We start from the raw sequence: 20,456 nt of genomic DNA, 5'->3' as shown, positions 1-20,456 counted from the left end.
CATGGGGGCTCGTAGAAAACATCCATGTTTTCTACGGTCCCGCAAACCCACCCCGGCACGCCCCAGACAGTTGGCCGGTGGCCATGGGAAATGCCACAGCCACATGCTTTTGATTTCCGATGGCCACCGACCCACTGTCGATGGCGGGTCTGGATGGGCTGGAGGGGGCGTGAGCCGCATGGATGCGGCGATCGAGCTTACATGGACGTACTTGCAGCGTCCCCCGGAACGCCCGCCCCGATCCGCCAAGCCAGGGATGCCGTGAACACCGGCTGTTCGCCAAGAGCCAACTGCAGCCGGGCAAGCCCGGCTCTACGTAGAGCATGTCACCGACGGGGACATGGGGCAAAGGCGGACAGGGAAGAGAGCCAAGGAACCGGTAAACTAGCCGGATGTCCTCCCGCCCCGCGCACGACCTGCTCAACCGCGTCTTTGGCTACGACGATTTCCGCGGTCCGCAGCAGGCGATCGTTGAACATGTCGCGGCTGGTAATGATGCGCTGGTACTCATGCCCACCGGTGGCGGCAAGTCGCTGTGCTACCAGGTGCCTTCGCTGCTGCGTGACGGTACCGGAATCGTCATTTCGCCGCTCATCGCGCTCATGCAGGACCAGGTCGAGGCCCTGCGCCAGCTGGGTGTGCGGGCCGAGTACCTGAATTCCACGCTGGATGGCGAAACCGCCGCCCGGGTCGAGCGCGAGCTGCTGTCCGGCGAGCTGGAACTGCTGTACGTGGCTCCGGAGCGCCTGCTCACTGGCCGCTTCCTGGCCCTGCTCGCCCGCAGCCGGATTGCGCTGTTTGCCATCGACGAAGCCCATTGCGTCTCGCAGTGGGGCCATGATTTCCGGCCGGAGTACCGCCAGCTCACCGTGCTGCACGAGCGCTGGCCGGAAGTGCCGCGGATCGCGCTCACCGCCACCGCAGATCCGCCCACCCAGCGCGAAATCGCTGAACGGCTGGACCTGACCGGTGCCCAGCACTTCGTCAGCTCGTTCGACCGGCCCAACATCCGCTACACCGTCGTCCAGAAGGACAACGCGAAGCGCCAGCTGCTCGATTTCCTGCGCGGGCACCGCGATGAAGCCGGCATTGTCTATTGCATGTCGCGGCGCAAGGTCGAGGAAACCGCCGAGTTCCTGTGCGCCCAGGGCATGAACGCCCTGCCCTACCATGCCGGCCTGCCCGCCGAAGTGCGCGCGGAGAACCAGCGCCGCTTCCTGCGCGAAGACGGCATCATCATGTGCGCGACCATCGCCTTCGGTATGGGCATCGACAAGCCCGACGTGCGGTTTGTCGCCCATACTGACCTGCCCAAGTCGATGGAAGGCTACTACCAGGAAACCGGTCGTGCCGGCCGTGACGGCGAGGCCGCCAATGCCTGGCTGTGCTACGGCCTGGGCGATGTCGTGCTGCTCAAGCAGATGATCGAGCAGTCCGAGGCCGGCGAAGAGCGCAAGAACCTGGAACGCGCCAAGCTCGACCACCTGCTGGGCTACTGCGAATCCATGCAGTGCCGCCGCCAGGTCCTGCTGGCCGGATTTGGCGAAACCTATCCCAAGCCGTGCGGCAACTGCGACAACTGCCTGCAGCCGCCTGATGCCTGGGACGCCACCATTGCCGCACAGAAGGCCCTCAGCTGCGTCTACCGCAGTGGCCAGCGCTTCGGCGTCGGTCACCTGATCGACATCCTGCGCGGTGGCGACAACGAAAAAATCCGCCAGTTCGGCCACAACCAGCTCAGCACCTACGGCATCGGCAACGACCTCGACGCCCGCACCTGGCGCAGCGTGTTCCGCCAGCTGGTCGCCGCCAGCCTGCTGGAAGTGGACAGCGAAGCCTACGGTGGTCTGCGCCTCACCGATGCCAGCCGCGACGTGCTGACCGGCCGCCGCAAGGTGATGATGCGCCGCGACCAGGCTCCCAGCCGTGAGCGCGACCGCAGCGGCCAGCGCACCGGCCTGTCGGTGCTGCCGCAGGACCTCGCCCTGTTCAACGCCCTGCGCGGCCTGCGTGCCGAGCTGGCACGCGAACAGAACGTCCCCGCGTTCGTGATTTTCCACGACAGCACCCTGCGCAACATTGCCGAACAGCGGCCAACCAGCATCGATGCGCTGGGACGGGTCGGCGGCATCGGCGGCAGCAAGCTCGCCCGCTACGGCAACCGGCTGATCGAGATCGTGCGCGAGGAAGGCTGATGGCACCTGTCGGACACAGGTCCAGAGTTGAATCCCACGTTCAGGCGCAGGTGCGCCGGTCCGGATTTGCTGCCAAGATGCCGTTCATGTCGCCCGGTGGCCTGCTCCTGCGCGTGGTTTTGATGCTCAGCCTGTTGTTCAACGGGCTGAACGTCGGCATGGCCGCGCCCATGGCGCTGGCCCTGCTGCCAACCGTAGCGAGCGCGCCCAGTGAGCCGCCTTGTCACAGCGAGGCACCCACGGCGCATGGTGGACATGGTGCAGAGCCGGCCCTTTCGCACACGCCCGGCCCTGACACGCAGACACCCCATGACGGCGACCACTGCCGGCTCAAGGACTGCCTGCGCAACTGCGCCCAGCAGCCCAGCCTGACCGCCCAGGTGCTGTGGCTGCCCACGCCCATGCCGCTGGCGCAGGCTCCGCTGCGCGCGGCCGGTGCCGCATTGCCGCCGCCGCCGCTGGACCGCATCACCCGGCCCCCTATCGCCTGATCGCCCTGCCGCAGTCTTCTTCTGCGTGACTGGACGCCGCCTTGTGCGTGCGTTGTTGTGGCACCTGCGCGTGCCATTCAGAACCGATCTGGAGTTTCCATGCGTTCTCCCTTTTCCACCGGTGCCGGCACGCCGGCACTGCCTTCGCGTCGTCTGTTCGTTCAAGGACTGGCCGCAGGTGGCGTGGTCGGCGGCCTGTCGGCCGTGCTGCCCAACCGCGTGCTGGCGGCCACCCCTGCCGCGGTCACTGCCCCCCAGGTGCTCACCGGCACCGCGTTTCAGCTGAACATCGGCGAATCGCTGGCCAATTTCACCGGCCGCACCCGTCCGGCCATTACCGTCAATGGCAGCCTGCCCGCGCCCATTCTGCGCTGGCGCGAGGGCGACACAGTGCACGTCCGCGTAGCCAATGCGCTGCAGGCGCATCCCACCTCGATTCACTGGCACGGCATTCTGCTGCCGGCCAACATGGACGGTGTGCCGGGCCTGAGCTTCAACGGCATCGCCCCCGGCGAAGCCTACGACTACCGCTTCACCCTCAAGCAGTCCGGCACCTACTGGTACCACAGCCATTCCATGTTCCAGGAACAGGCCGGCCTGTACGGCGCGCTGATCGTCGACCCGCTGCAGCCGGCTCCCTACCGGTATGACCGCGAGCATGTGATGCTGCTCTCGGACTGGACCGACATGGATCCGGGCGCGCTGTTCCGGCGCATGAAGAAGCTCGCCGAGTACGACAACTACTACAAGCGCACCCTGCCCGACTTCCTGCGCGATGTACGTCGTGATGGCTGGGCGGCGGCCACCGCAGACCGCGGCATGTGGGGGCGCATGCGCATGACCCCCACTGACATCTCCGACATCAACGCCCACACCTATACCTACCTGCTCAACGGCACGGCCCCGGCCGGCAACTGGACCGGCCTGTTCCGCAGTGGTGAGAAGGTGTTGCTGCGTTTCATCAATGGCGGCTCGATGACCTACTTCGACGTGCGCATCCCCGGTCTGAAGATGACCGTGGTCGCCGCCGACGGGCAGTACATCCACCCGGTCAGTGTGGATGCGTTCCGCATCGCACCTGCGGAAACCTTCGATGTGATCGTCGAGCCCAGTGGCCAGGATGCCTACACCGTGTTCTGCCAGGACATGGGCCGCACCGGCTACGCCGCCGGCACGCTGGCGGTGCGCCACGGCCTTCAGGCTCCCATTCCTGCGCGTGATCCACGACCGCTGCTGACCATGAGTGACATGGGACATGACATGAGCCCCGGCATGGACCACGGCGGACATGCGATGAAGGGCATGGAAGGCGGCTGCGGCGCGCACATGGGGCACGCTGGGCACGGCGGCGCGGACACCAAGGCCCCGCGTCATGCCCCCAGCGAGGACAACAATCCGCTGATCGACATGCGCAGCAACGCCACCGATCCGAAGCTGGACGATCCGGGCATCGGCCTGCGCGACAACGGTCGCACCGTGCTCACCTACGGCGCGATGCACAGCCTGTTCGAGGATCCCGATGGACGCGAACCTGGCCGCGAGGTCGAGCTGCACCTGACCGGGCACATGGAGAAGTTCAGCTGGTCGTTCGATGGCATTCCCTTTGCCAGTGCCGAACCCCTGCGCCTGAACTACGGCGAGCGCATGCGCATCGTGCTGGTCAACGACACCATGATGCAGCACCCGATCCACCTGCATGGCGTGTGGAGCGACCTGGAAAATGCCAACGGCGATTTCCAGCTGCGCAAGCACACCATCGACATGCCGCCCGGCACCCGCCGCAGTTACCGTGTGCGCGCGGACGCGCTCGGCCGCTGGGCGTACCACTGCCACCTGCTGTACCACATGGAAGCGGGCATGATGCGCGAAGTGAGGATCGAAGAATGAGCCGGATTCTCACTCGTTGCAGCCTCAGCGCAGCCCTGCTGATGATCGTCGCGCCCGCATGGGCGCAGTCACATGCGGGTATGGACCATTCGAAGATGGACCATTCGAAGATGGACCATTCGAGCATGGACCATTCGAAGATGGATCACGCGACGATGGACCATGCAGGCATGGATCATGCCGCGATGGGCCACGGCACCCCCACGACCGATCTGCCACGCGAACCGATCCCCGAGGTCACCGATGCGGACCGTGCCGCGGCCTTTCCGCCGATTGATCACGGCGCGATGGAACACGCGCCGGACATCCACAGCCTGCTGCTGATCAACCGCCTGGAAGGTTGGGACGGGAAGCACGGCACCGGCCAGGCCTGGGAAGCCAGCGGCTGGGTCGGCAGCAACGTCAACCGCCTGTGGCTGCGCAGCGAGGGCGAGCGCAGCGGTGGTCGCACCGACGCCGCCGACCTGGAGGTGCTGTACGGACGCAGCGTGTCGCCGTGGTGGGACGTACTGGTCGGGGTGAAGCAGGACTTCCGCCCAGCCGATTCACGCACATGGGCCGCGTTCGGTGTACAGGGACTGGCCCCGTACAAGTTCGAGACCTCGGCAACAGCCTATGTGGGCGAAGGCGGCCAGGTGATGGCCACGGCTGAAGTTGAGTACGAACTGCTGCTGACCAACCGGCTGATCCTGCAGCCGTTGGTGGAGGCGACTGTCGCCGCCAAGGACGAGCCGGAGCGCGGCATTGGCAGCGGCTTGAACAAAGTGGAGGCCGGCCTGCGCCTGCGCTACGAGTTCAATCGGCGTTTCGCACCGTATATCGGCATCAGCCATGAGCGCGTGTTTGGCGACACCGCCGACTACCACCGCGCGGCCGGCGAACACCTGCGTGATACACGCTGGGTGGCCGGTGTGCGGGTGTGGTTCTAGGAATGATGGGGTGCCGGCCAGCGGCCGGCACTACCCTTAGAAATCGAAAATATCGGACAAGAAGCTCTCTTTCTTTTTCTTCCGGTACCCACCGTGCTGGTCGCCGTAGTGCTGCTGCCCCAGATGGCGGGTATCGCGGTGGCGGACCTCCGGCGGCGGCGGCGGCGGAGCAGCGCGCACGGGAGCCGGCGCAGTTGCCGCGGCAGACCGCTCGATGATCTTGTCCAGTTCACCGCGGTCCAGCCAGACCCCGCGGCACTGCGGGCAGTAATCGATTTCGATGCCCTGGCGTTCGGACATCACCAGCGCCTGGGTGGTACACACGGGACATTGCATTCAGGTGACTCCTGGATTCAAAGTTTGACTCTACCTGCGCGCAGCTGAGCGCCGCACAACACCGGGCGCGGCTGTAACCTGAATGCAATACTTCCGCCTGCACGATTTCCTCACCGGCGCAGCGGCGATACTTGCGCGCCTTTTGACCACCGGCCCGCAGGAAACCCGTTCCATGTTGCTGTCCAAGCACCACCCCGTCCCCCGTATCCTGCTGGTTGAAGACAGCGAGGACACCCGCGAACTGAGCCGCATCACCCTGGAAAGCCAGGCCTGCGAGGTGGCAGCGGTCAGCACCGCCGAGGCCGCGCTGGGGCTGCTGCGCGCCGGCGAGCGCTACGACCTGGTGTTCACCGATGTCTGCCTGGGCGGCGTGAGTGGATTGGAGGCGGCCCACCTCATCCAGGAATACCAGCCGGGGTTGCCGGTGCTGGTGACCTCCGGACTGCAGCCTGCGGAGGTCCTGCCGCGACTGACCGCCAGCATGCGTTTCCTGCCCAAGCCCTACACCATGACCGAGCTGCTGGACGCCATCCGGGACACCCTGCAGCCGCCGCTGGCGGCGTGAATCCGGGCGTGACGTTATGCCGGCTTGCGGCAGCTCAACCGGGTGCCATAGAACGCCAGCGTGACCTCGCCCTGGTGCTCCCAGAATTCCACACCCTCACGGGTGTAACGCGCGCCACTCGCAGCGGGCGCGAGAAACGCAATCGCCTGGTCCTGCCCCAGCCTTATCAGCGCGGCCTTTGGCTCGATCTCATTGTAGTAGGTCACCGCCAACGGCTTGTCGCTACCCTCGCAGACGAAGTTCACTGCTGCGGGTGCCGGGCCAGGCGTGGTCGCGATCTGCAGTTCCACGATGCGCGTCTGGTAGGCCTCCACCAGACACCGGCGCGCATCGACGGCCTGCCAACACGCATCGCGTCCCTTGATCCAGCCGCGCTGCTCGGCGGCGATATCCAACTCGTCCGGGCTGGTCTGCGCGGCCTTGTAAAGCTCACCCAGCCGTCGATCCAGCGCTGACAGTTCCGCGTCGTTGCAGACCTGGGTTTCTGCGTCGGAACTGGCCTGATTACAGTCGAAGGAGGGACCTTGCGCGGGGGCGGGGGCAGGGGCGGAGGCAGGCGCGGGTGGGGCCGTCGGTTCCGCGGCTACGGGTGGCTGCGCCGGCGATTCCGCCGGCGTGGGTTCGGGCTTGGAGCACGCCGCCAACGCCAGTGCAGCCAGACCGAGCAGAAAAGGACGTTTCATGAGAGCTCCAACACCCTGACGAGGGCCCCAGTCTGCCTCACCTCACGTCCAGACCACGTAGAGCCGGGCTTGCCTGGCTGCGAACGCACGGAGACCTTCAGCCGGGCAAGCCCGGCTCTACGACAGCCCCCGTCACACGCCGCAATCGGCGCGGTGTCTCTCCGGCAGCACTTCAATACTGCCCACGGCCAACTGTTCCAGCACCGCCTCGGGCCCACGCCGACTGACCCAGCCTAACCCTTCCCGCGCCGCCGACGCATCATGAATGCGGTCAATCACCGGCAGCGCCCAACCGCGCCGGTCATACTCGGCCAGCCACTGCGGGCAGCGCATGGCCAGCACCTCACGCGGGTGGGTGACCAACGCATCGCAATCCCCACGCTGGAACGGGGTGCTGCCGCTGGCGATATACCGCTGGAACGCTGGACCGCCATTGCCCAGCGCCGCCACATGCGCATCGGCCACATCACGCACGTCCACACCGCGATGCAGGCGATACAGCAACATGCGATCGGGCGTTTCCGGGAAGCAGCGCGACATGCGGATCACCCGCACCTGGAAGTCCTCGCCCGCAATCTCTTCCAGCCCCTGCTCAGCGGCCAGCTTGGAGCGGTGATACACGGTGCGGGGTTGCGGCACGGTCTGCTCGTCCACCCAGGTGCACTGACCCGACGTGATGGCATGTCCATACAACGCCGTCGTGCTGGTAAACACCAATCGCCGCACGCCCGCCTCGCGTGACAACCGGGCAAGGGCCAGCGTGCCATCCACGTTGATGCGCTTGAACTCACTCTCGCTGTGCAGCGGTACATGCGGGGCATGCAGCGCGGCCGCGTGGATGACCGCATCTACGCCTTCCAGCGCAGTCGCCAGCACGTGGGGATCGGTGACATCGCCAACGTGGCGGGTGGTCGCAAAGGGGGTGCGGTCGATGCCGACCACCTCGTGGCGCGCGGCCAGTGCACCAAAGATGGCGCGCCCGACCCGGCCTGAACTTCCTGTCAGAAGAATCTTCACTGTGGAGCACTTATCAGCGCCCGGGACCTACCGGGATGGCGCGATTGTAGTAGAGCCACGCCCTGCGTGGCTGGGCCAGATGCGACCCTGCTGCAAGCTGCGAAAGCGGTCACGCTTGCGATGCGACGCCCCGTCCAGAATCCTCACCCGGCACAACACTTGCAGTGTGCACGGCATCCCCACTACCCTCGCCCATCACCATGAAACAAGGACGTTGCACACTATGCTTTCCCCGTTGATTCGCCCGGCGTCACACCGCTCAACCCGACATGCTGGATCCCGACGGGCGGCCACTGCACTCATCCTTGCGGCCGCCATCGTCGCCCCTGCTGCCGGCGCAGAGACCTTGACCGAGCGGCTGAAGGCCCCCGACCAGGCTGCGATGGAATTCACTTTGCAGCTTGTCATGGCAAGCGGCCCGGAGGGCGCAAAGTCGCTGGGCAGCGAGGAGAACCTCGCGCGCATCAAAACCGTGGGCGGCATGAAGCAACTGCTGGACGAATCCACCTACACCGACGCCGAAATCACCCATCTGCTGGGTTCATGCGAGACCGCCGCCACCATCGTGCGTGCATTGATGATGTATGGCAATGCACCAAGCAGCGCGGAAGATCTGAAGAGTCCCGATTTCCTGCGGCGCACCCAGCAGGGAATGGCCGCCAACATCGGTCGCTTCGACGCGCAGATGGCAGAGCTGATGCCACTTGCGCTACGTTGCAAGGTACCGGCGGTAAAGACGCTCCAGAACCAGGTCTCGACCCAGCCCTCCGAAGAAGAGATCAGCGAACGCAGGGACGCCCTCCTCAAGGCCCGCGCGGAGCTGTCCCATGCCTATGAGAGCGGGCTGGTTGTCCTGGGGAGTGCGGCTGCCGGAGAACAACTCAGGCAATCCATTGCGACAGCACTGGAAGAGACTGCATCGAGCTATGCCCCGGCGCTCGACCTGGCCAAGCGCCATTCCATTGCAGCGCGGATTCGCGAAATGGCGGAGAAGGCCGAGCCGGGTGCTCGCGATGGGCTGGGACGTATGGCGGAAGCGTTTGAAATCACGAGCTGCACCGGCTTATGTACCTACTGAAGCCAGCCTCCGGGGGGGTTACCTGACCGGAGCCTTTCGACCGCGACCGCCCAGCTCATGCTCGGCCGCGAGGGCCAGGAAGGCGGAGCGGCTCATGTGCCGGCTGGCAGCGGCCGCGTCGATCTTTCCAACCAGATTTTCCGGCAAGCTGATGTTGAGCCTTACCGCGCGGGTGTTGATCTTGGAGAGGTCGATATCGACCAGCATCCAGAATCCGCTTTTGAACTCGCGCTGGCGACGATATTTGTCCACAAGATTCGGTCGCGGCGGCATCAGCGCCTCGCCTTCGTACATCAGCTCGACCGCTTCCTGCACGGCAGCCGGCAAGTCCTCAAGGTTGTCTGCCGCGCTGTGTACACCAAGCATGTCCGGCACGATCGCGCCATAGGCGCTGTCTTCGTCCTTATGGACGTACACGGGATAGAGCATCACTTCCTCCAACCGGCTTGCCGGAAAATGCTGGTAACCGTGCCCTGCGGCAGGTCGCGCTTCGGATGCGGCACGATGACCAGGCATGAAAAAGGCGCTCCATGAGCGCCTTGAATCATTGAAGCAACTGGTGGGCCGTGAAGGATTCGAACCTTCGACCAAAAGATTAAAAGTCTTCTGCTCTACCGACTGAGCTAACGGCCCATTGCTGCCCCTGGCATTGCGCCGGGGGTGCGCATTCTAACCCACTTTGGCGGCCTGTCACACCCGCCGCGTGAATCCGGGCTCAGACGTAGCGGGTGGGGTCGGCCACGCCGGCGTCGGCAAAGCCCTGCGCGCGCAGGCGGCAGGCGTCGCAGTGACCACAGGCACGGCCCTGTTCGTCGGCGTTGTAGCAGGACACGGTCAGGCCGAAATCCACGCCCAGACGCACGCCCTCGCGCACGATGTCGGCCTTGCTCAGGAACTGCAGTGGCGCGTGCACCTGGATGCCCGCCCCTTCCACGCCGGCCTTGGTGGCCAGGTTCGCCAGGGTCTGGAAGGCCTGGATGAACTCCGGGCGGCAGTCCGGATAGCCGGAATAGTCCACCGCATTGACCCCGCAGAAGATGTCGCTGGCACCGAGAACCTCGGCCCAGCCCAGCGCCACCGACAGCATGATGGTGTTGCGGGCCGGCACGTAGGTGACCGGGATGCCCTCGCCGCCCGCTTCGGGCACGTCGATGTCATCGGTCAGGGCGGAACCGCCGATGCTGCGCAGGTCCACATTGACGGTCTTGTGAGCGACCACGCCCAGGGCCTTGGCCACATTGGCGGCGGCGTCCAGCTCCGAGGTGTGGCGCTGGCCATAGCGCACGCTCAGGGCGTGCACGGCGAAGCCCTGCTCACGGGCGATGGCGATGACGGCGGCGGAATCCATGCCGCCGGAAAGAAGCACGACTGCGTTCTTCATGGAATACATCCGGTGGGTTGTGGGGACCAGCACGCTGTCCCGCGCCGGGGGTACATCAAGGGACCACGAGCGGGCTCAGCGGCCCGGCTCGTCATCCCACAATATTTTGTGCAGTTGCATCTGGAAGCGGACCGGCAGGCGATCCTCCACGATCCAGTCGGCCAACTGGCGCGGCGTCACCTGACCCTTGCTGGGCGAGAACAGCACCATGCTGCGCTCATTCAGCGCGTGCTCGCGGACCATGCCGCGCGCCCATTCGTAGTCTTCCCGGCTGCACAGCACGAACTTGATCTGGTCACGGCGGGTCAGCAGCGGCAGGTTTTCCAGCCGGTTGCGGGCCATTTCGCCGGAATCCGGGGTCTTCAGGTCCACTACCCGCGACACCCGCGGGTCCACCCCGCTGACGTCCAGTGCGCCGGAGGTCTCCAGCGAGACATCCAGGCCGGCATCGCAGAGCTTCTCCAGCAGGATCAGGCAGCGCTTCTGCGCCAGCGGCTCACCGCCGGTCACGCAGACGTGCTGGACACCCTGGGCCAACACCTCGGCGACGATATCGTCGATATCCCACCAGGTGCCGCCGTGGAAGGCGTAGGCGGTGTCGCAGTAGGTGCAGCGCAGCGGGCAGCCGGTCAGGCGCACGAACACGCTCGGCCAGCCGGCCGCATCGGCTTCGCCCTGCAGGGAGGTGAAGATCTCGGTGATCTTCAGCCTGGGCAGGGGCGACTGCACGATGTCGCTGGGAAGCGCGGCGGCGGCGGCGGACGAGGTGGCGTTCATGAGGGTGTTCTGCGGTACTGCTTCGGAAACGAGCGCAGCCAGGCAGGGCCTGGCTCTACGGGAAATGCATGCTATCCGGCCAATTATACCGGCCTGGGCCGGTGGGGGCGTCAGCGGATCTGCTGGCCCAGACGGATCGACTGCAGGCGGTCCTGCGCGGTGCGGGCAGCGTCCGAGCCCGGGTAGGTGCTGACCACCTGCTCCAGGGTTGCCTGGGCCTCGTCGACCTTGCCTTCGCCATACTGCGACAGGCCGATCTTGAGCAGACCGCCCGACGCTTTGTCGTGGGTCGGATAGCGGGCGATGAGGTCGCGGAACTGCGCCTCCGCCTGCGGGAAATTGCGGATGGCGTAGTAGCTTTCACCCAGCCAGTACAGCGCATTGGGGGTGTAGACGCCGTTCGGGTAGAGCTCCAGGAAGCTCAGGAACATCTGCGCCGATTCGTCGTACTTGCCGGCCTTGAGCGAGTCAAAGGCCACGTTGTACATGGTGCGCTCGTCGCCACTGGCGGCAAGGGCACCGGCATCGCCGTGCACGGACGGGGGTCGCTCGGTGGCGACCACAGGCGGTTTCGGCGCAGCGGGCTTGGCAGCGGCCGGGCCGTTCGCGGCCGGGACGGCCGGAAGTGCCGGCGCAGCGCCGCCTTCCAGACGGTTCAGACGACCGTCGAGGTCCAGGTACTGATCCTGGGCGGATTGTTTCTGCTGGGCGTTGTCGTGCTGGAGCTGTTCAACCGTGCTCTGCAGCTGCTGCACCTGCTGGCGCAGGGCATTGATCTGGTTCAACAGGTCCTGGTTGGAGCTGTTGTTGTACATCTGCTGCTCGAGCGCGCCAACGCGGTCGGCCAGGCTCTGCCGCTGGGCCTGCGCCGGTGCGGCAGCCACGAGGGCTGCCGCAACGACCAGCATCAGTTTGATGCCGATGCGCATGACTTACTGCGCGGTGTAGACGATTTCGACGCGACGGTTCTGCGACCAGCAGGACTCGTTCGACTCGGTGCAGACCGGACGCTCTTCACCGTAGGACACGTCGGTCAGCTGCGGAGCCGAACCACCATTGGCCTGCAGAGCCGAGTTCACGGCGGCGCTACGACGCTCACCCAGAGCCTGGTTGTAAGCGCGCGAACCGCGTTCGTCGGTGTGACCCTGCAGGGTGATGCGCGAGGACGGACGGTCACGCAGGTACTTGGCGTGGCAAGCCATGATGGCCTGGAATTCCGACTTCACTTCTTCCTTGTCCAGGTCGAAGTACACCACGCGCTGGCGCAGGCAGGCGTCGGTGTCCAGGTCGCCCGGGCCGTACAGTCCGGAGGTCGACGGACCGGTCGGCTGGGTGGTGGAACCGGTGTCGACCGGGGCCGGAGCCTCTTCCTTCACCTTCTTGGAGCAGCCGGCCAGGACGGCCACAGACAGCAGGGAGACAAGCAGAACGCGGGTGGACTTGTTCATAGAATACCTTTGAGGGCTAAAGCCGGATGAGGGGATGAATACGGGCGAATCTTAACACTCTGTTAGCGCTTTGTACGGTATGGCGACCAAGAAGGCTCACGAACATCGCCATCCGCCAGTACCAGCCGCTGGCGCACACGCCCGTCAGCCGAAACTGCATACAAAACCCCACGTCCACCCTCGCGGGCGGCGTACAACACCATGCTTGCGTTGGGAGCGAAGCTGGGCGATTCGTCGAGCGACCCGACGGACAGGGTGCTCCAGCGCGGGGAGCCCAGGCTGCTGTCCATCATCGCGATCTTGTAGGTGTTGCCGCTGCCCTGGGCCATGACGATCTTCTTGCCGTCATAGGACACGCCCGGGGTGGCGTTGTAGTTGCCCTGGAAGGTCACGCGCGAGGCGCTGCCACCGCTGGAGGCGACCTGGTAGATCTGCGGGCGGCCGCCCCGGTCGGAGGTGAAGTAGATGCTGCTGCCGTCGGCGCTCCAGGTCGGCTCGGTGTCGATGGCGAAGTGGTTGGTGAGCTGGGTCAGCTGCTTGCTGGCCAGGTCCATGACGTAGATTTCCGGGTTGCCGCTGCGCGACAGCGACAGGGCCAGGCGACGGCCATCCGGCGAGAACGACGGGGCGCTGTTGATGCCGCGGAAGCTGGTCACCAGCTCACGGGCACCGGTGGTGATGTTCTGGATGTAGATGGCCGAATTGCCACGCTCGAAGCTCACATAGGCCAGGCGGTTGCCATCCGGGCTCCACGACGGCGACAGCAGCGGCTCGGCCGAACGCACGATGGTCTGCGGGTTGTAGCCGTCCGAGTCAGCCACCATCAGCGCATAGCGCATGGCCGCGCCCTTGCCGCTGGCGGTCACGTAGGCGATACGGGTCCAGAACGCCCCGCGCACACCGGTGATCTTTTCATAGATGTCGTCGGCCATCTGGTGGGCCACGTCGCGCATGGCGGTGCTGCGCGCGGTCATGGCCAGGCCGAGCAGGCGCTCACCCTTGGGCACGTCGTACAGTTCGTACTCCACGCGGTAGGCACCGGCACCGGCGTCGAGCACGCGGCCGACCACGATGTAGTTCTGTTTCAGCGCGCGCCAGGTGGCGAAATTGATCTCGCCGCCACGGGTCGGCTTTTCCAGGATCTGCTCGACCGGCAGGTTGCGGAACTGGCCGGAACGCTCCAGGTCGGCGCGGACCACGGCGGCGACGTCGGTTTCCGGGGCGGCAGCCGACCCCTGGTAGGGCATCGGGACCACGGTGATCGGCGTGGCCGAGGCGTTGCCGCCGATGATGTCGATATCCAGACCGCGCTGTTGCGCGACGGCGGCGAAGGGCAGCAGTAGAGCCGCAAACACGGCAAACCAGCGAGGCATCTTCTTCATTGAGCGCTCAGTAAGAGAAAACCAATTACGAGGGATAACAGCAGTGCGGTGAACAGTTTCGCAATCATGAACCAACCGGGTGTGAAATCCGAGTGGTCAGCGGCGATTTGATCACATGCCGTTAACAGAAACAGGCGTCCAGGTCTGAATCGTCAGCGCAACGGTGCTTGGAACTTCAGCATCATCCAACGCTGGAAAACGGACTCAAACCCGCGGTACGGGAGCGGCTGCGCACGCAGCACGGCTGCTTCGATGGACGCTTTCCCCGCCTCGTCGAACTCGCAGTCCGCCGTGGCGGTCGCGCTGGCGATCGTCCCGCCAGGCAGTTGCACAACCTTGACCTCGCAGCGCGACCCGGGTTTCAGCGTCGCCGGGAGGGTCCAGTTCGCCAGCACGCGCGAGTGGATCGCCGCCACATACTCCGCTTCCAGGTCCGTAGAGGCCAGGGAAGCTGGAGTGAATCCGGCGATCAGGCCCGCCAGCATCCATTTGCCAATCGAGGTCATCGGATATCAACGATCCTGGGCGGTAAAGGTAAAGTTGATCGTACGGGTATACACCGGCTCAAAGCCGCGGTACGGCAGCGGCTGGGCATTGAGCACCGCGGCCTCGATCGAGCGCTTGCCGGCCTCATCGAACGGACAACTGGGGCTGACCTTGGCCTGGAGCACGTTGCCGCCCGGAAGCTGGGTGATCGCAATCTGGCACTTCTGCCCCAGCGGCACCGAATCCGGTCGCTGCCACTGCGCCAGCACCTTCTGCTGGATCGCGGCGGCGTACTTGGCCAATAGGTCGTCGCTGGTACCACCTGCGCCCGCGGACGGCTGCGCAGCACCAGCGGACCCGCTGGTAGAGGCACCGGACGCCGCACGTGCGGCGGTGACCTGGCGCAGCTTCTGCTCGGCCAGCTTGGCTTCCTTCTCGGCGGCCTCGCGACGGCTGCGGATCTCGGCAATCTTCTTCTGCCGATCGGCTTCCGCCTTGGCATCGTTGGCCTGCTGCGCCTGCTCCGCCAGCTTCTTCTGCTCGGCTTCCTGCTGCTTGGCCAGCCGTGCCTTCTGCTCGGCTTCTTTCTGGCGCTCGCGCTCGGTCAGGTCGATCTGTTCCTGGCGGCGCTTGGCTTCCTGCTCCTGCTTTTCCTTCTCCGCCGAAATCGCCATCGCGTTGACCGCGGCCTGGTCGACCTTGTCCGGCTGCGCGATGCGCTCCTGGGCCTGTTGCTGCTGCGGGCTCAGCGCATCCTGGGGACGCGGTTCCGGCAGCGGCTGCGGCGGCGGCACGGTGTCCTCTTCCACCGGGGTAGGCTGTTCCACCGGTTCGGGCAGGTCGGGCAGTTTTTCCGACGCGCGCAGCGCCTGACGGGCCGCGGCGGCTTCCGACGCGGTCAGGGTCATGCTGGCTTCCAGCGCGGGATCGCCCACTGCGGCCTCGGTGTTGCGGTCCGGCGACCACAACCAGCCGGCAATCAGCACCAGCGCCACCAGCAGGTGCACGGCAACCGCCAGGACGACCGGCAACGCCCAGTCGTCTTCCGGGGAACGCGGCGGCGGCAGAACGTTAGTTTGCATCGGTCGCCAGACCCACCTTCTCCACGTTGGCGCGCTTGATCACGTTCATCGCGTCCACGACTTTTTCATAGGCCACGGCCTTGTCGGCCGCCACGATCACGCGCAGGTTCTTGTCCTGGCTGATGAGCGCGCCGAGCTGTGCCTGCAGCTGGGTGGCATCCACCGGCTCCGGCTGCTTCGCGTCTGGCAGCTTGAGGCTGAGCTGCCCGTCCAGGCGTACCGAGACCACCACCGGGTCCTGCTTGCTTTCCAGCGCCTTGGCCTGCGAGCTGGGCAGGTCTACATCGAAGCTGAGGGTGAGCAGCGGCGCGGTGACCATGAAAATGATCAGCAGCACCAGCATGACGTCGATGTAGGGCACGACGTTGATTTCAGATTTGAGCTTGCGGCGCTTGCGGCGGCCGATGGCAGCGGTCATATCGGAGCTCCTGTCTGCCGCGCTCAGGCGTCGTTCGAGGTCTGGCGCTGCAGGATCGAGCTGAACTCATCGGCGAAGGTTTCAAACCGCACCGACAGGCGCTCGACCCGGGTGGTGAAGCGGTTGTAGGCCCACACCGCCGGAATTGCCACGAACAGACCGATCGCGGTGGCGAACAGCGCTTCGGAGATGCCCGGGGCGACCGAGGCGATACCGGCCTGCTCGCCGCTGTTGATCATGTCGTGCATGGTCACCATGATGCCGAACACGGTGCCGACCAGGCCGACGTAGGGCGCGGTCGAACCGATGTTGGCCAGCAGTTCCAGATTGCGTTCCAGCTGGTCCACTTCGCGGGTGTAGGTGGTGCGCATGGCGCGCTGCGCCCCTTCCAGCTGCGCGCGGGCATCCAGCCGGCGGCCTTCGCGCAGACGGGTGAACTCACGGAAGCCGGATTCGAAAATGGCTTCCAGCCCGCCGACCTTGCGGTTGCGGTCGGTGGCGGCGGTGTACAGCTTGCCCAGATCGGCACCGGACCAGAAGCGGCCTTCGAATTCGTCGGCCTGGCGGTTGGCCGCGCTGAACACACGGGCCTTGCGGAAGATGATGATCCAGCTGATGAACGAGCCGGCCAGCAGCAGCAGCACGATGAAGATCACCGGGTAGCTGGCCTTGGTCATCAGCTCGAAATAGTTGATGCCGCCGTGCGCGTTCTGCGCGACAGCCTGCGACGCAGCGCTGGTTACTTCCTGCGGCAGTGCCTCGACCACGGTGGCCTGCAGGGCCAGGAGCATTGCGATCATCCGGTGTTCCTCAGTATGCGGATTCTGGAAATTCGTAGGGTTTCAACGCGGCATGCAGAACATCATCCATGCCGCGTGGTTTGAATGTGGAGGCATCCAATGCCGCGATCTTCACCTGCGCGGTCAGCAGCGTCTCATCGCCGCGACACACCGCCTGGCTGAACACCATGCTGGCGCGCTTGCACTGCACCAGCCGGGCACTTACCGCCAGCGCGTCGTCCAGCCGCGCCGGCTTCAGGAAATCCATGCTCATCGAACGTACGGCAAACACCAGCCCGTGTTCGATGCGGGTGCGTTCCTGGCCGAAGCCCAGCGCGCGCATCCATTCGGTCCGTGCCCGCTCCATGAAGGCCACGTAGCGGGCGTGGTAGACCACGCCACCTGCGTCGGTATCTTCCCAATAAATGCGTGTCGGCCAACTGAACCGGGGATCAACCACCATCGGGCACCTCGGCGAACAGGTCGGCCGGCGGGTTCTTCGGCTTCAGGCCCATGTGCCGGTAGGCCTTGTGCGTGGCCATGCGGCCGCGCGCGGTGCGCACCAGGAAGCCCTGCTGGATCAGATAGGGTTCAACCACGTCTTCCAGCGTGCCCCGCTCTTCCGACAGGGCGGCGGCCATGGATTCCACGCCCACCGGGCCGCCGTCGAAGTAGTCGATCAGGGTCTTGAGCATGCGCCGGTCGAGGTCATCGAACCCTTCCGGGTCGACCTTGAGCATCTGCATGGCGGCCTGCGCAACCTCTTGATCAATATGCCCGCCGGCCTTGACCTGCGCGTAGTCGCGCACGCGCCGCAGCAGCCGGTTGGCGATACGCGGGGTGCCGCGCGAGCGCCGCGCGATCTCGGCCGCCCCTTCCGGGGTGCAGTCGATGCCCAGGATGGTGGCCGAGCGGCGCACGATCCGGGTCAATTCCTCGGGCGTGTAGAACTCCAGCCGGTGCACGATGCCGAAGCGGTCGCGCAGCGGCGCGGTCAGCAGGCCGGCGCGGGTGGTGGCCCCGATCAGGGTGAACGGCGGCAGGTCGATCTTGATCGAACGGGCGGCGGGGCCCTCACCGATCATGATGTCGATCTGGAAATCTTCCATCGCCGGGTACAGCACTTCCTCGACCACCGGCGACAGACGATGGATTTCGTCCACGAACAGCACGTCGTGCGGCTGCAGGTTGGTCAGCAGCGCGGCCAGGTCACCGGCCTTCTCGATCACCGGGCCCGAGGTCACCCGCAGGGCCACCCCCAGCTCGTTGGCGATCACGTGGCTCAGGGTGGTTTTACCCAGCCCGGGCGGGCCGAAGATCAGCACATGGTCCAGCGCTTCGCTGCGCGCCTTGGCGGCCTCGATGTAGATCGACAGCTGCTCGCGCACGGGGGCCTGGCCGAGGTAATCGGCCATGCGCTTGGGGCGGATGCTGGCGTCGGTGCTGTCGTCCTCGCGGGTCGCGCCGGCACCGATGATGCGGTCGTCAGTCATCCCGCGATTATGCGGCAATATCGCGTGATTCGGGGGTGTCGGGTTGCCGGCCAGCGGCCGGCACTACCGGATCGCTGCAGCATCGGTAGCGCCGGCCGTTGGCCGGCACCCCGCGATCCGTCAGATCTCCACCTGAGCCCCGAGCTCCACGAGCCGGTTCCCCGGAATCCGGAAGAACCCGGTGGCCGGGGCGGCATTGCGGTGCATCAGCGCAAACAGCTTGTCGCGCCAGATCGGCATGCCACGGTTGGCGGTGGCCACGATGGTCTCGCGGCTGGCGAAGAAGGTGGTGTCCATCGGGTCGAAGTAGATGCCGCCGTGGTCGCACGAGCGCATCAGCGCCAGCGGCACGTCCGGGGTCTCCATGAAGCCGAAGCGCACGAATACCCGGTAGAACTCATCGCCCACCGACTCGATCTTCAGCCGCTGCCCTTCCATGGCATACGGAATCGGCAGGGTTTCCACGTGCAGGAACACGTTGCGCTCGTGCAGCACCTTGTTGTGCTTGAGGTTATGCATCAGCGCATGCGGGGCCACGCTCGGGTCGGCGGTCAGGAACACCGCCGTGCCCGGCACCCGCACCGGCGGGGCCAGCATCAGCCCGGGCAGGAAGGTGTCCAGACGAATGCCGTCCTTGCGGATCTCGTCGCGCAGCAGCTCGCGGCCGCGCCGCCAGGTGCGCATCATGGTAAATAGCACGATGCCCAGCACCACCGGGAACCACGCACCCTGCAGCAGCTTGGCCCCGTTGGCGATGACAAAGCCCAGGTCGATGATGAAGAACACCACGCACAGCGGGATGATCCAGTAGCGGGTGCGCGGCCACAGCGCGCGCGCCACCAGCGCCAGCAGCAGGGTGTCGATCAGCATGGTGGCCGACACCGAGATGCCGTAGGCCACGGCCAGGTTGGACGAGCTGCGGAAGGCCAGCACCAGCCCGATCACCATCACCGCAATGCCCCAGTTGATGCCGGGAATGTAAATCTGGCCGATGGTGTCGTGCGAGGTATGGGTGATGCGCATGCGCGGGATGTAGCCCAGCTGCATGGCCTGGCGCGAGACCGAGAACGCGCCGGTGATCACCGACTGCGAGGCGATCACCGCGGCCATGGTGGCCAGGATGATCATCGGGTACAGCGCCCAGTCCGGCACTGCCTCGAAGAACGGGTTCTTCACCGCCTCGGGGTGGTTCAGCACCAGCGCGCCCTGCCCCAGGTAGTTCAGCACCAGGCACGGCAGCACGAAGAAATACCACGCGTGACGGATGGGCTTGGCCCCGAAGTGGCCCATGTCGGCGTACAGCGCCTCGCCACCGGTCACCGCCAGCACCACCGCGCCGAGGATGAAGATGCCGTGCCAGCTGTGGTCCATGAAGAAGCGCACCGCCCAGTACGGATTGAAGGCCTTGAGCACTTCCGGTGCGTCGACGATGTTGTACAGGCCGATCGCCGCCAGCGAGATGAACCACACCGAGGTGATCGGCCCGAACGCCTTGCCGATTTTTTCGGTGCCGAAGCGCTGCGCGGCAAACACCATCAACAGCACCACCACGGTGATCGGCACGATGAACGCATGCAGGCCCGGTGCGGCCACCTCCAGGCCTTCCACCGCACCCAGCACCGAAATGGCGGGGGTGATGACGCCGTCGCCAAAGAACAGCGAGGCCCCGAAGATGCCGAGGATGCCGACCACATAGGCCGAGCGCGAGCCGTTGCGCATGGTGCGCTGGGTCAGCGCCATCAAGGCCATGATTCCGCCTTCGCCGTCGTTGTCGGCGCGCATGATGATGGTCACGTACTTCAGCGTCACCACCAGCATCAGCGCCCAGAACGCCAGCGACAGCACGCCGAGCACGGTGTCATGGTTGCCGACCAGGCCGTAGTGCTCGGAGAAGGCTTCCTTCAGGGTGTACAGCGGACTGGTACCAATGTCGCCGAACACCACGCCGATGGCACCGATCATCAGCGCCATGCCGCTGCCCGGCGGGGCATGCCCGTGGGTCGCGTGACCGCTGTCGTGCTGATGGGAA

At 65.6% G+C, this 20,456-nt stretch carries 22 protein-coding genes and 1 tRNA gene; 6 read left to right on the top strand and 17 right to left on the bottom strand.

Features of this window, described 5'->3' with window-relative positions; all coding sequences use genetic code 11:
* Positions 1-392 precede the first annotated feature (392 nt).
* The 4 genes from recQ to RT551_RS02385 all read left to right on the top strand — a co-directional run bounded on the left by recQ (position 393) and on the right by RT551_RS02385 (position 5,502).
* Entirely contained in the window at positions 393-2,195 is a 1,803-nt protein-coding gene (gene recQ, locus RT551_RS02400; protein ID WP_313455462.1) for a DNA helicase RecQ, read from the top strand.
* Between the two features lie 77 nt (positions 2,196-2,272).
* Positions 2,273-2,686: a CopL family metal-binding regulatory protein gene (locus RT551_RS02395; RefSeq protein WP_313455461.1), complete on the top strand. Its 414-nt coding sequence runs from the start codon at positions 2,273-2,275 to the stop codon at positions 2,684-2,686.
* A gap of 99 nt (positions 2,687-2,785) precedes the next feature.
* The gene (locus RT551_RS02390) at positions 2,786-4,573 is read left to right on the top strand and encodes a copper resistance system multicopper oxidase (protein ID WP_313455460.1); all 1,788 of its coding nucleotides are present in this window, start codon (positions 2,786-2,788) and stop codon (positions 4,571-4,573) included.
* Positions 4,570-5,502: a copper resistance protein B gene (locus tag RT551_RS02385; protein ID WP_313455458.1), complete on the top strand. Its 933-nt coding sequence runs from the start codon at positions 4,570-4,572 to the stop codon at positions 5,500-5,502. The genes RT551_RS02390 and RT551_RS02385 overlap by 4 nt, the downstream gene beginning before the upstream one ends.
* A gap of 36 nt (positions 5,503-5,538) precedes the next feature.
* On the opposite strand, the gene RT551_RS02380 is transcribed toward RT551_RS02385, so the two are convergent.
* Entirely contained in the window at positions 5,539-5,838 is a 300-nt protein-coding gene (locus RT551_RS02380; protein ID WP_313455456.1) for a zf-TFIIB domain-containing protein, read from the bottom strand.
* 172 nt (positions 5,839-6,010) lie between these two features.
* On the opposite strand from RT551_RS02380, the gene RT551_RS02375 reads away from it, so the two are divergent.
* The gene (locus RT551_RS02375; protein WP_313455474.1) at positions 6,011-6,403 is read left to right on the top strand and encodes a response regulator; all 393 of its coding nucleotides are present in this window, start codon (positions 6,011-6,013) and stop codon (positions 6,401-6,403) included.
* A gap of 14 nt (positions 6,404-6,417) precedes the next feature.
* Here RT551_RS02375 and RT551_RS02370 read toward each other — a convergent pair whose 3' ends face one another.
* Positions 6,418-7,086 (bottom strand): MliC family protein, encoded by a 669-nt coding sequence (locus tag RT551_RS02370; protein WP_313455454.1) that lies wholly within the window; start codon positions 7,084-7,086, stop codon positions 6,418-6,420.
* A gap of 132 nt (positions 7,087-7,218) precedes the next feature.
* Entirely contained in the window at positions 7,219-8,103 is an 885-nt protein-coding gene (locus RT551_RS02365) for an NAD(P)-dependent oxidoreductase (RefSeq protein WP_313455452.1), read from the bottom strand.
* A gap of 346 nt (positions 8,104-8,449) precedes the next feature.
* Between RT551_RS02365 and RT551_RS02360 the strand changes: the two genes are divergently transcribed.
* Positions 8,450-9,181 carry a hypothetical protein gene (locus RT551_RS02360; protein ID WP_313455450.1) on the top strand — a complete coding sequence of 244 codons (732 nt, stop codon included), beginning with the start codon at positions 8,450-8,452 and terminating at the stop codon, positions 9,179-9,181.
* A gap of 18 nt (positions 9,182-9,199) precedes the next feature.
* Here the strand turns inward: RT551_RS02360 and RT551_RS02355 are convergent, their stop codons facing one another.
* From RT551_RS02355 to RT551_RS02290, 14 genes are all read right to left on the bottom strand, one after another.
* Positions 9,200-9,697: a type II toxin-antitoxin system HicB family antitoxin gene (locus RT551_RS02355; protein ID WP_313455448.1), complete on the bottom strand. Its 498-nt coding sequence runs from the start codon at positions 9,695-9,697 to the stop codon at positions 9,200-9,202.
* A 41-nt stretch (positions 9,698-9,738) separates the two neighbouring features.
* Positions 9,739-9,814, bottom strand: a tRNA-Lys gene (locus RT551_RS02350).
* A gap of 82 nt (positions 9,815-9,896) precedes the next feature.
* Positions 9,897-10,571 (bottom strand): 7-cyano-7-deazaguanine synthase QueC, encoded by a 675-nt coding sequence (gene queC, locus RT551_RS02345; RefSeq protein WP_313455472.1) that lies wholly within the window; start codon positions 10,569-10,571, stop codon positions 9,897-9,899.
* A gap of 66 nt (positions 10,572-10,637) precedes the next feature.
* On the bottom strand, positions 10,638-11,339 hold the full coding sequence (queE, locus tag RT551_RS02340; protein WP_313455446.1) for a 7-carboxy-7-deazaguanine synthase QueE: 702 nt from the start codon (positions 11,337-11,339) through the stop codon (positions 10,638-10,640).
* A 110-nt stretch (positions 11,340-11,449) separates the two neighbouring features.
* Positions 11,450-12,268 (bottom strand): tol-pal system protein YbgF, encoded by an 819-nt coding sequence (ybgF, locus tag RT551_RS02335; RefSeq protein WP_313455444.1) that lies wholly within the window; start codon positions 12,266-12,268, stop codon positions 11,450-11,452.
* 3 nt (positions 12,269-12,271) lie between these two features.
* A complete protein-coding gene (pal, locus tag RT551_RS02330; RefSeq protein WP_313455442.1) occupies positions 12,272-12,787 on the bottom strand; it encodes a peptidoglycan-associated lipoprotein Pal in 516 nt (171 codons plus the stop codon).
* A 62-nt stretch (positions 12,788-12,849) separates the two neighbouring features.
* A complete protein-coding gene (tolB, locus tag RT551_RS02325) occupies positions 12,850-14,169 on the bottom strand; it encodes a Tol-Pal system beta propeller repeat protein TolB (RefSeq protein WP_313455441.1) in 1,320 nt (439 codons plus the stop codon).
* 152 nt (positions 14,170-14,321) lie between these two features.
* Complete coding sequence (locus RT551_RS02320; protein ID WP_313455439.1) at positions 14,322-14,675, bottom strand: TonB C-terminal domain-containing protein; 354 nt, start codon at positions 14,673-14,675, stop codon at positions 14,322-14,324.
* 6 nt (positions 14,676-14,681) lie between these two features.
* The gene (gene tolA / locus RT551_RS02315) at positions 14,682-15,737 is read right to left on the bottom strand and encodes a cell envelope integrity protein TolA (RefSeq protein ID WP_313455438.1); all 1,056 of its coding nucleotides are present in this window, start codon (positions 15,735-15,737) and stop codon (positions 14,682-14,684) included.
* Entirely contained in the window at positions 15,727-16,155 is a 429-nt protein-coding gene (gene tolR / locus RT551_RS02310) for a protein TolR (protein ID WP_311192320.1), read from the bottom strand. Before tolR ends, tolA begins: the two co-directional genes overlap by 11 nt.
* 23 nt (positions 16,156-16,178) lie before the next feature.
* Entirely contained in the window at positions 16,179-16,955 is a 777-nt protein-coding gene (gene tolQ, locus RT551_RS02305; protein ID WP_311192321.1) for a protein TolQ, read from the bottom strand.
* Positions 16,956-16,965: 10 nt separating this feature from the next.
* Positions 16,966-17,397 (bottom strand): tol-pal system-associated acyl-CoA thioesterase, encoded by a 432-nt coding sequence (ybgC, locus tag RT551_RS02300; protein WP_311192322.1) that lies wholly within the window; start codon positions 17,395-17,397, stop codon positions 16,966-16,968.
* Positions 17,387-18,427 carry a Holliday junction branch migration DNA helicase RuvB gene (gene ruvB, locus RT551_RS02295; RefSeq protein ID WP_313455436.1) on the bottom strand — a complete coding sequence of 347 codons (1,041 nt, stop codon included), beginning with the start codon at positions 18,425-18,427 and terminating at the stop codon, positions 17,387-17,389. Before ruvB ends, ybgC begins: the two co-directional genes overlap by 11 nt.
* Positions 18,428-18,547: 120 nt before the next feature.
* Positions 18,548-20,398: a potassium transporter Kup gene (locus tag RT551_RS02290; protein ID WP_311193707.1), complete on the bottom strand. Its 1,851-nt coding sequence runs from the start codon at positions 20,396-20,398 to the stop codon at positions 18,548-18,550.
* Positions 20,399-20,456: the final 58 nt, after the last annotated feature.

Origin of the sequence: Stenotrophomonas sp. (assembly GCF_032103445.1) — a bacterium.
Lineage (GTDB): Bacteria > Pseudomonadota > Gammaproteobacteria > Xanthomonadales > Xanthomonadaceae > Stenotrophomonas.
This window is presented reverse-complemented; position numbering and strand designations above follow the sequence as displayed.

Excerpts from the sequence above, each read along its gene's own strand:
- queE (WP_313455446.1), bottom strand. The coding sequence starts at position 11,339 with ATGAACGCCACCTCGTCCGCCGCCGCCGCCGCGCTTCCCAGCGACATC.
- queC (WP_313455472.1), bottom strand. The coding sequence starts at position 10,571 with ATGTATTCCATGAAGAACGCAGTCGTGCTTCTTTCCGGCGGCATGGAT.
- RT551_RS02380 (WP_313455456.1), bottom strand. The coding sequence starts at position 5,838 with ATGCAATGTCCCGTGTGTACCACCCAGGCGCTGGTGATGTCCGAACGC.
- RT551_RS02290 (WP_311193707.1), bottom strand. The coding sequence starts at position 20,398 with ATGGCGCTGATGATCGGTGCCATCGGCGTGGTGTTCGGCGACATTGGT.
- tolQ (WP_311192321.1), bottom strand. The coding sequence starts at position 16,955 with ATGATCGCAATGCTCCTGGCCCTGCAGGCCACCGTGGTCGAGGCACTG.
- ybgC (WP_311192322.1), bottom strand. The coding sequence starts at position 17,397 with ATGGTGGTTGATCCCCGGTTCAGTTGGCCGACACGCATTTATTGGGAA.
- RT551_RS02385 (WP_313455458.1), top strand. The coding sequence starts at position 4,570 with ATGAGCCGGATTCTCACTCGTTGCAGCCTCAGCGCAGCCCTGCTGATG.
- pal (WP_313455442.1), bottom strand. The coding sequence starts at position 12,787 with ATGAACAAGTCCACCCGCGTTCTGCTTGTCTCCCTGCTGTCTGTGGCC.
- RT551_RS02320 (WP_313455439.1), bottom strand. The coding sequence starts at position 14,675 with ATGACCTCGATTGGCAAATGGATGCTGGCGGGCCTGATCGCCGGATTC.
- tolB (WP_313455441.1), bottom strand. The coding sequence starts at position 14,169 with ATGAAGAAGATGCCTCGCTGGTTTGCCGTGTTTGCGGCTCTACTGCTG.
- RT551_RS02390 (WP_313455460.1), top strand. The coding sequence starts at position 2,786 with ATGCGTTCTCCCTTTTCCACCGGTGCCGGCACGCCGGCACTGCCTTCG.
- RT551_RS02395 (WP_313455461.1), top strand. The coding sequence starts at position 2,273 with ATGCCGTTCATGTCGCCCGGTGGCCTGCTCCTGCGCGTGGTTTTGATG.
- ybgF (WP_313455444.1), bottom strand. The coding sequence starts at position 12,268 with ATGCGCATCGGCATCAAACTGATGCTGGTCGTTGCGGCAGCCCTCGTG.
- tolR (WP_311192320.1), bottom strand. The coding sequence starts at position 16,155 with ATGACCGCTGCCATCGGCCGCCGCAAGCGCCGCAAGCTCAAATCTGAA.
- tolA (WP_313455438.1), bottom strand. The coding sequence starts at position 15,737 with ATGCAAACTAACGTTCTGCCGCCGCCGCGTTCCCCGGAAGACGACTGG.
- RT551_RS02375 (WP_313455474.1), top strand. The coding sequence starts at position 6,011 with ATGTTGCTGTCCAAGCACCACCCCGTCCCCCGTATCCTGCTGGTTGAA.
- recQ (WP_313455462.1), top strand. The coding sequence starts at position 393 with ATGTCCTCCCGCCCCGCGCACGACCTGCTCAACCGCGTCTTTGGCTAC.
- RT551_RS02370 (WP_313455454.1), bottom strand. The coding sequence starts at position 7,086 with ATGAAACGTCCTTTTCTGCTCGGTCTGGCTGCACTGGCGTTGGCGGCG.
- RT551_RS02355 (WP_313455448.1), bottom strand. The coding sequence starts at position 9,697 with ATGCCTGGTCATCGTGCCGCATCCGAAGCGCGACCTGCCGCAGGGCAC.
- ruvB (WP_313455436.1), bottom strand. The coding sequence starts at position 18,427 with ATGACTGACGACCGCATCATCGGTGCCGGCGCGACCCGCGAGGACGAC.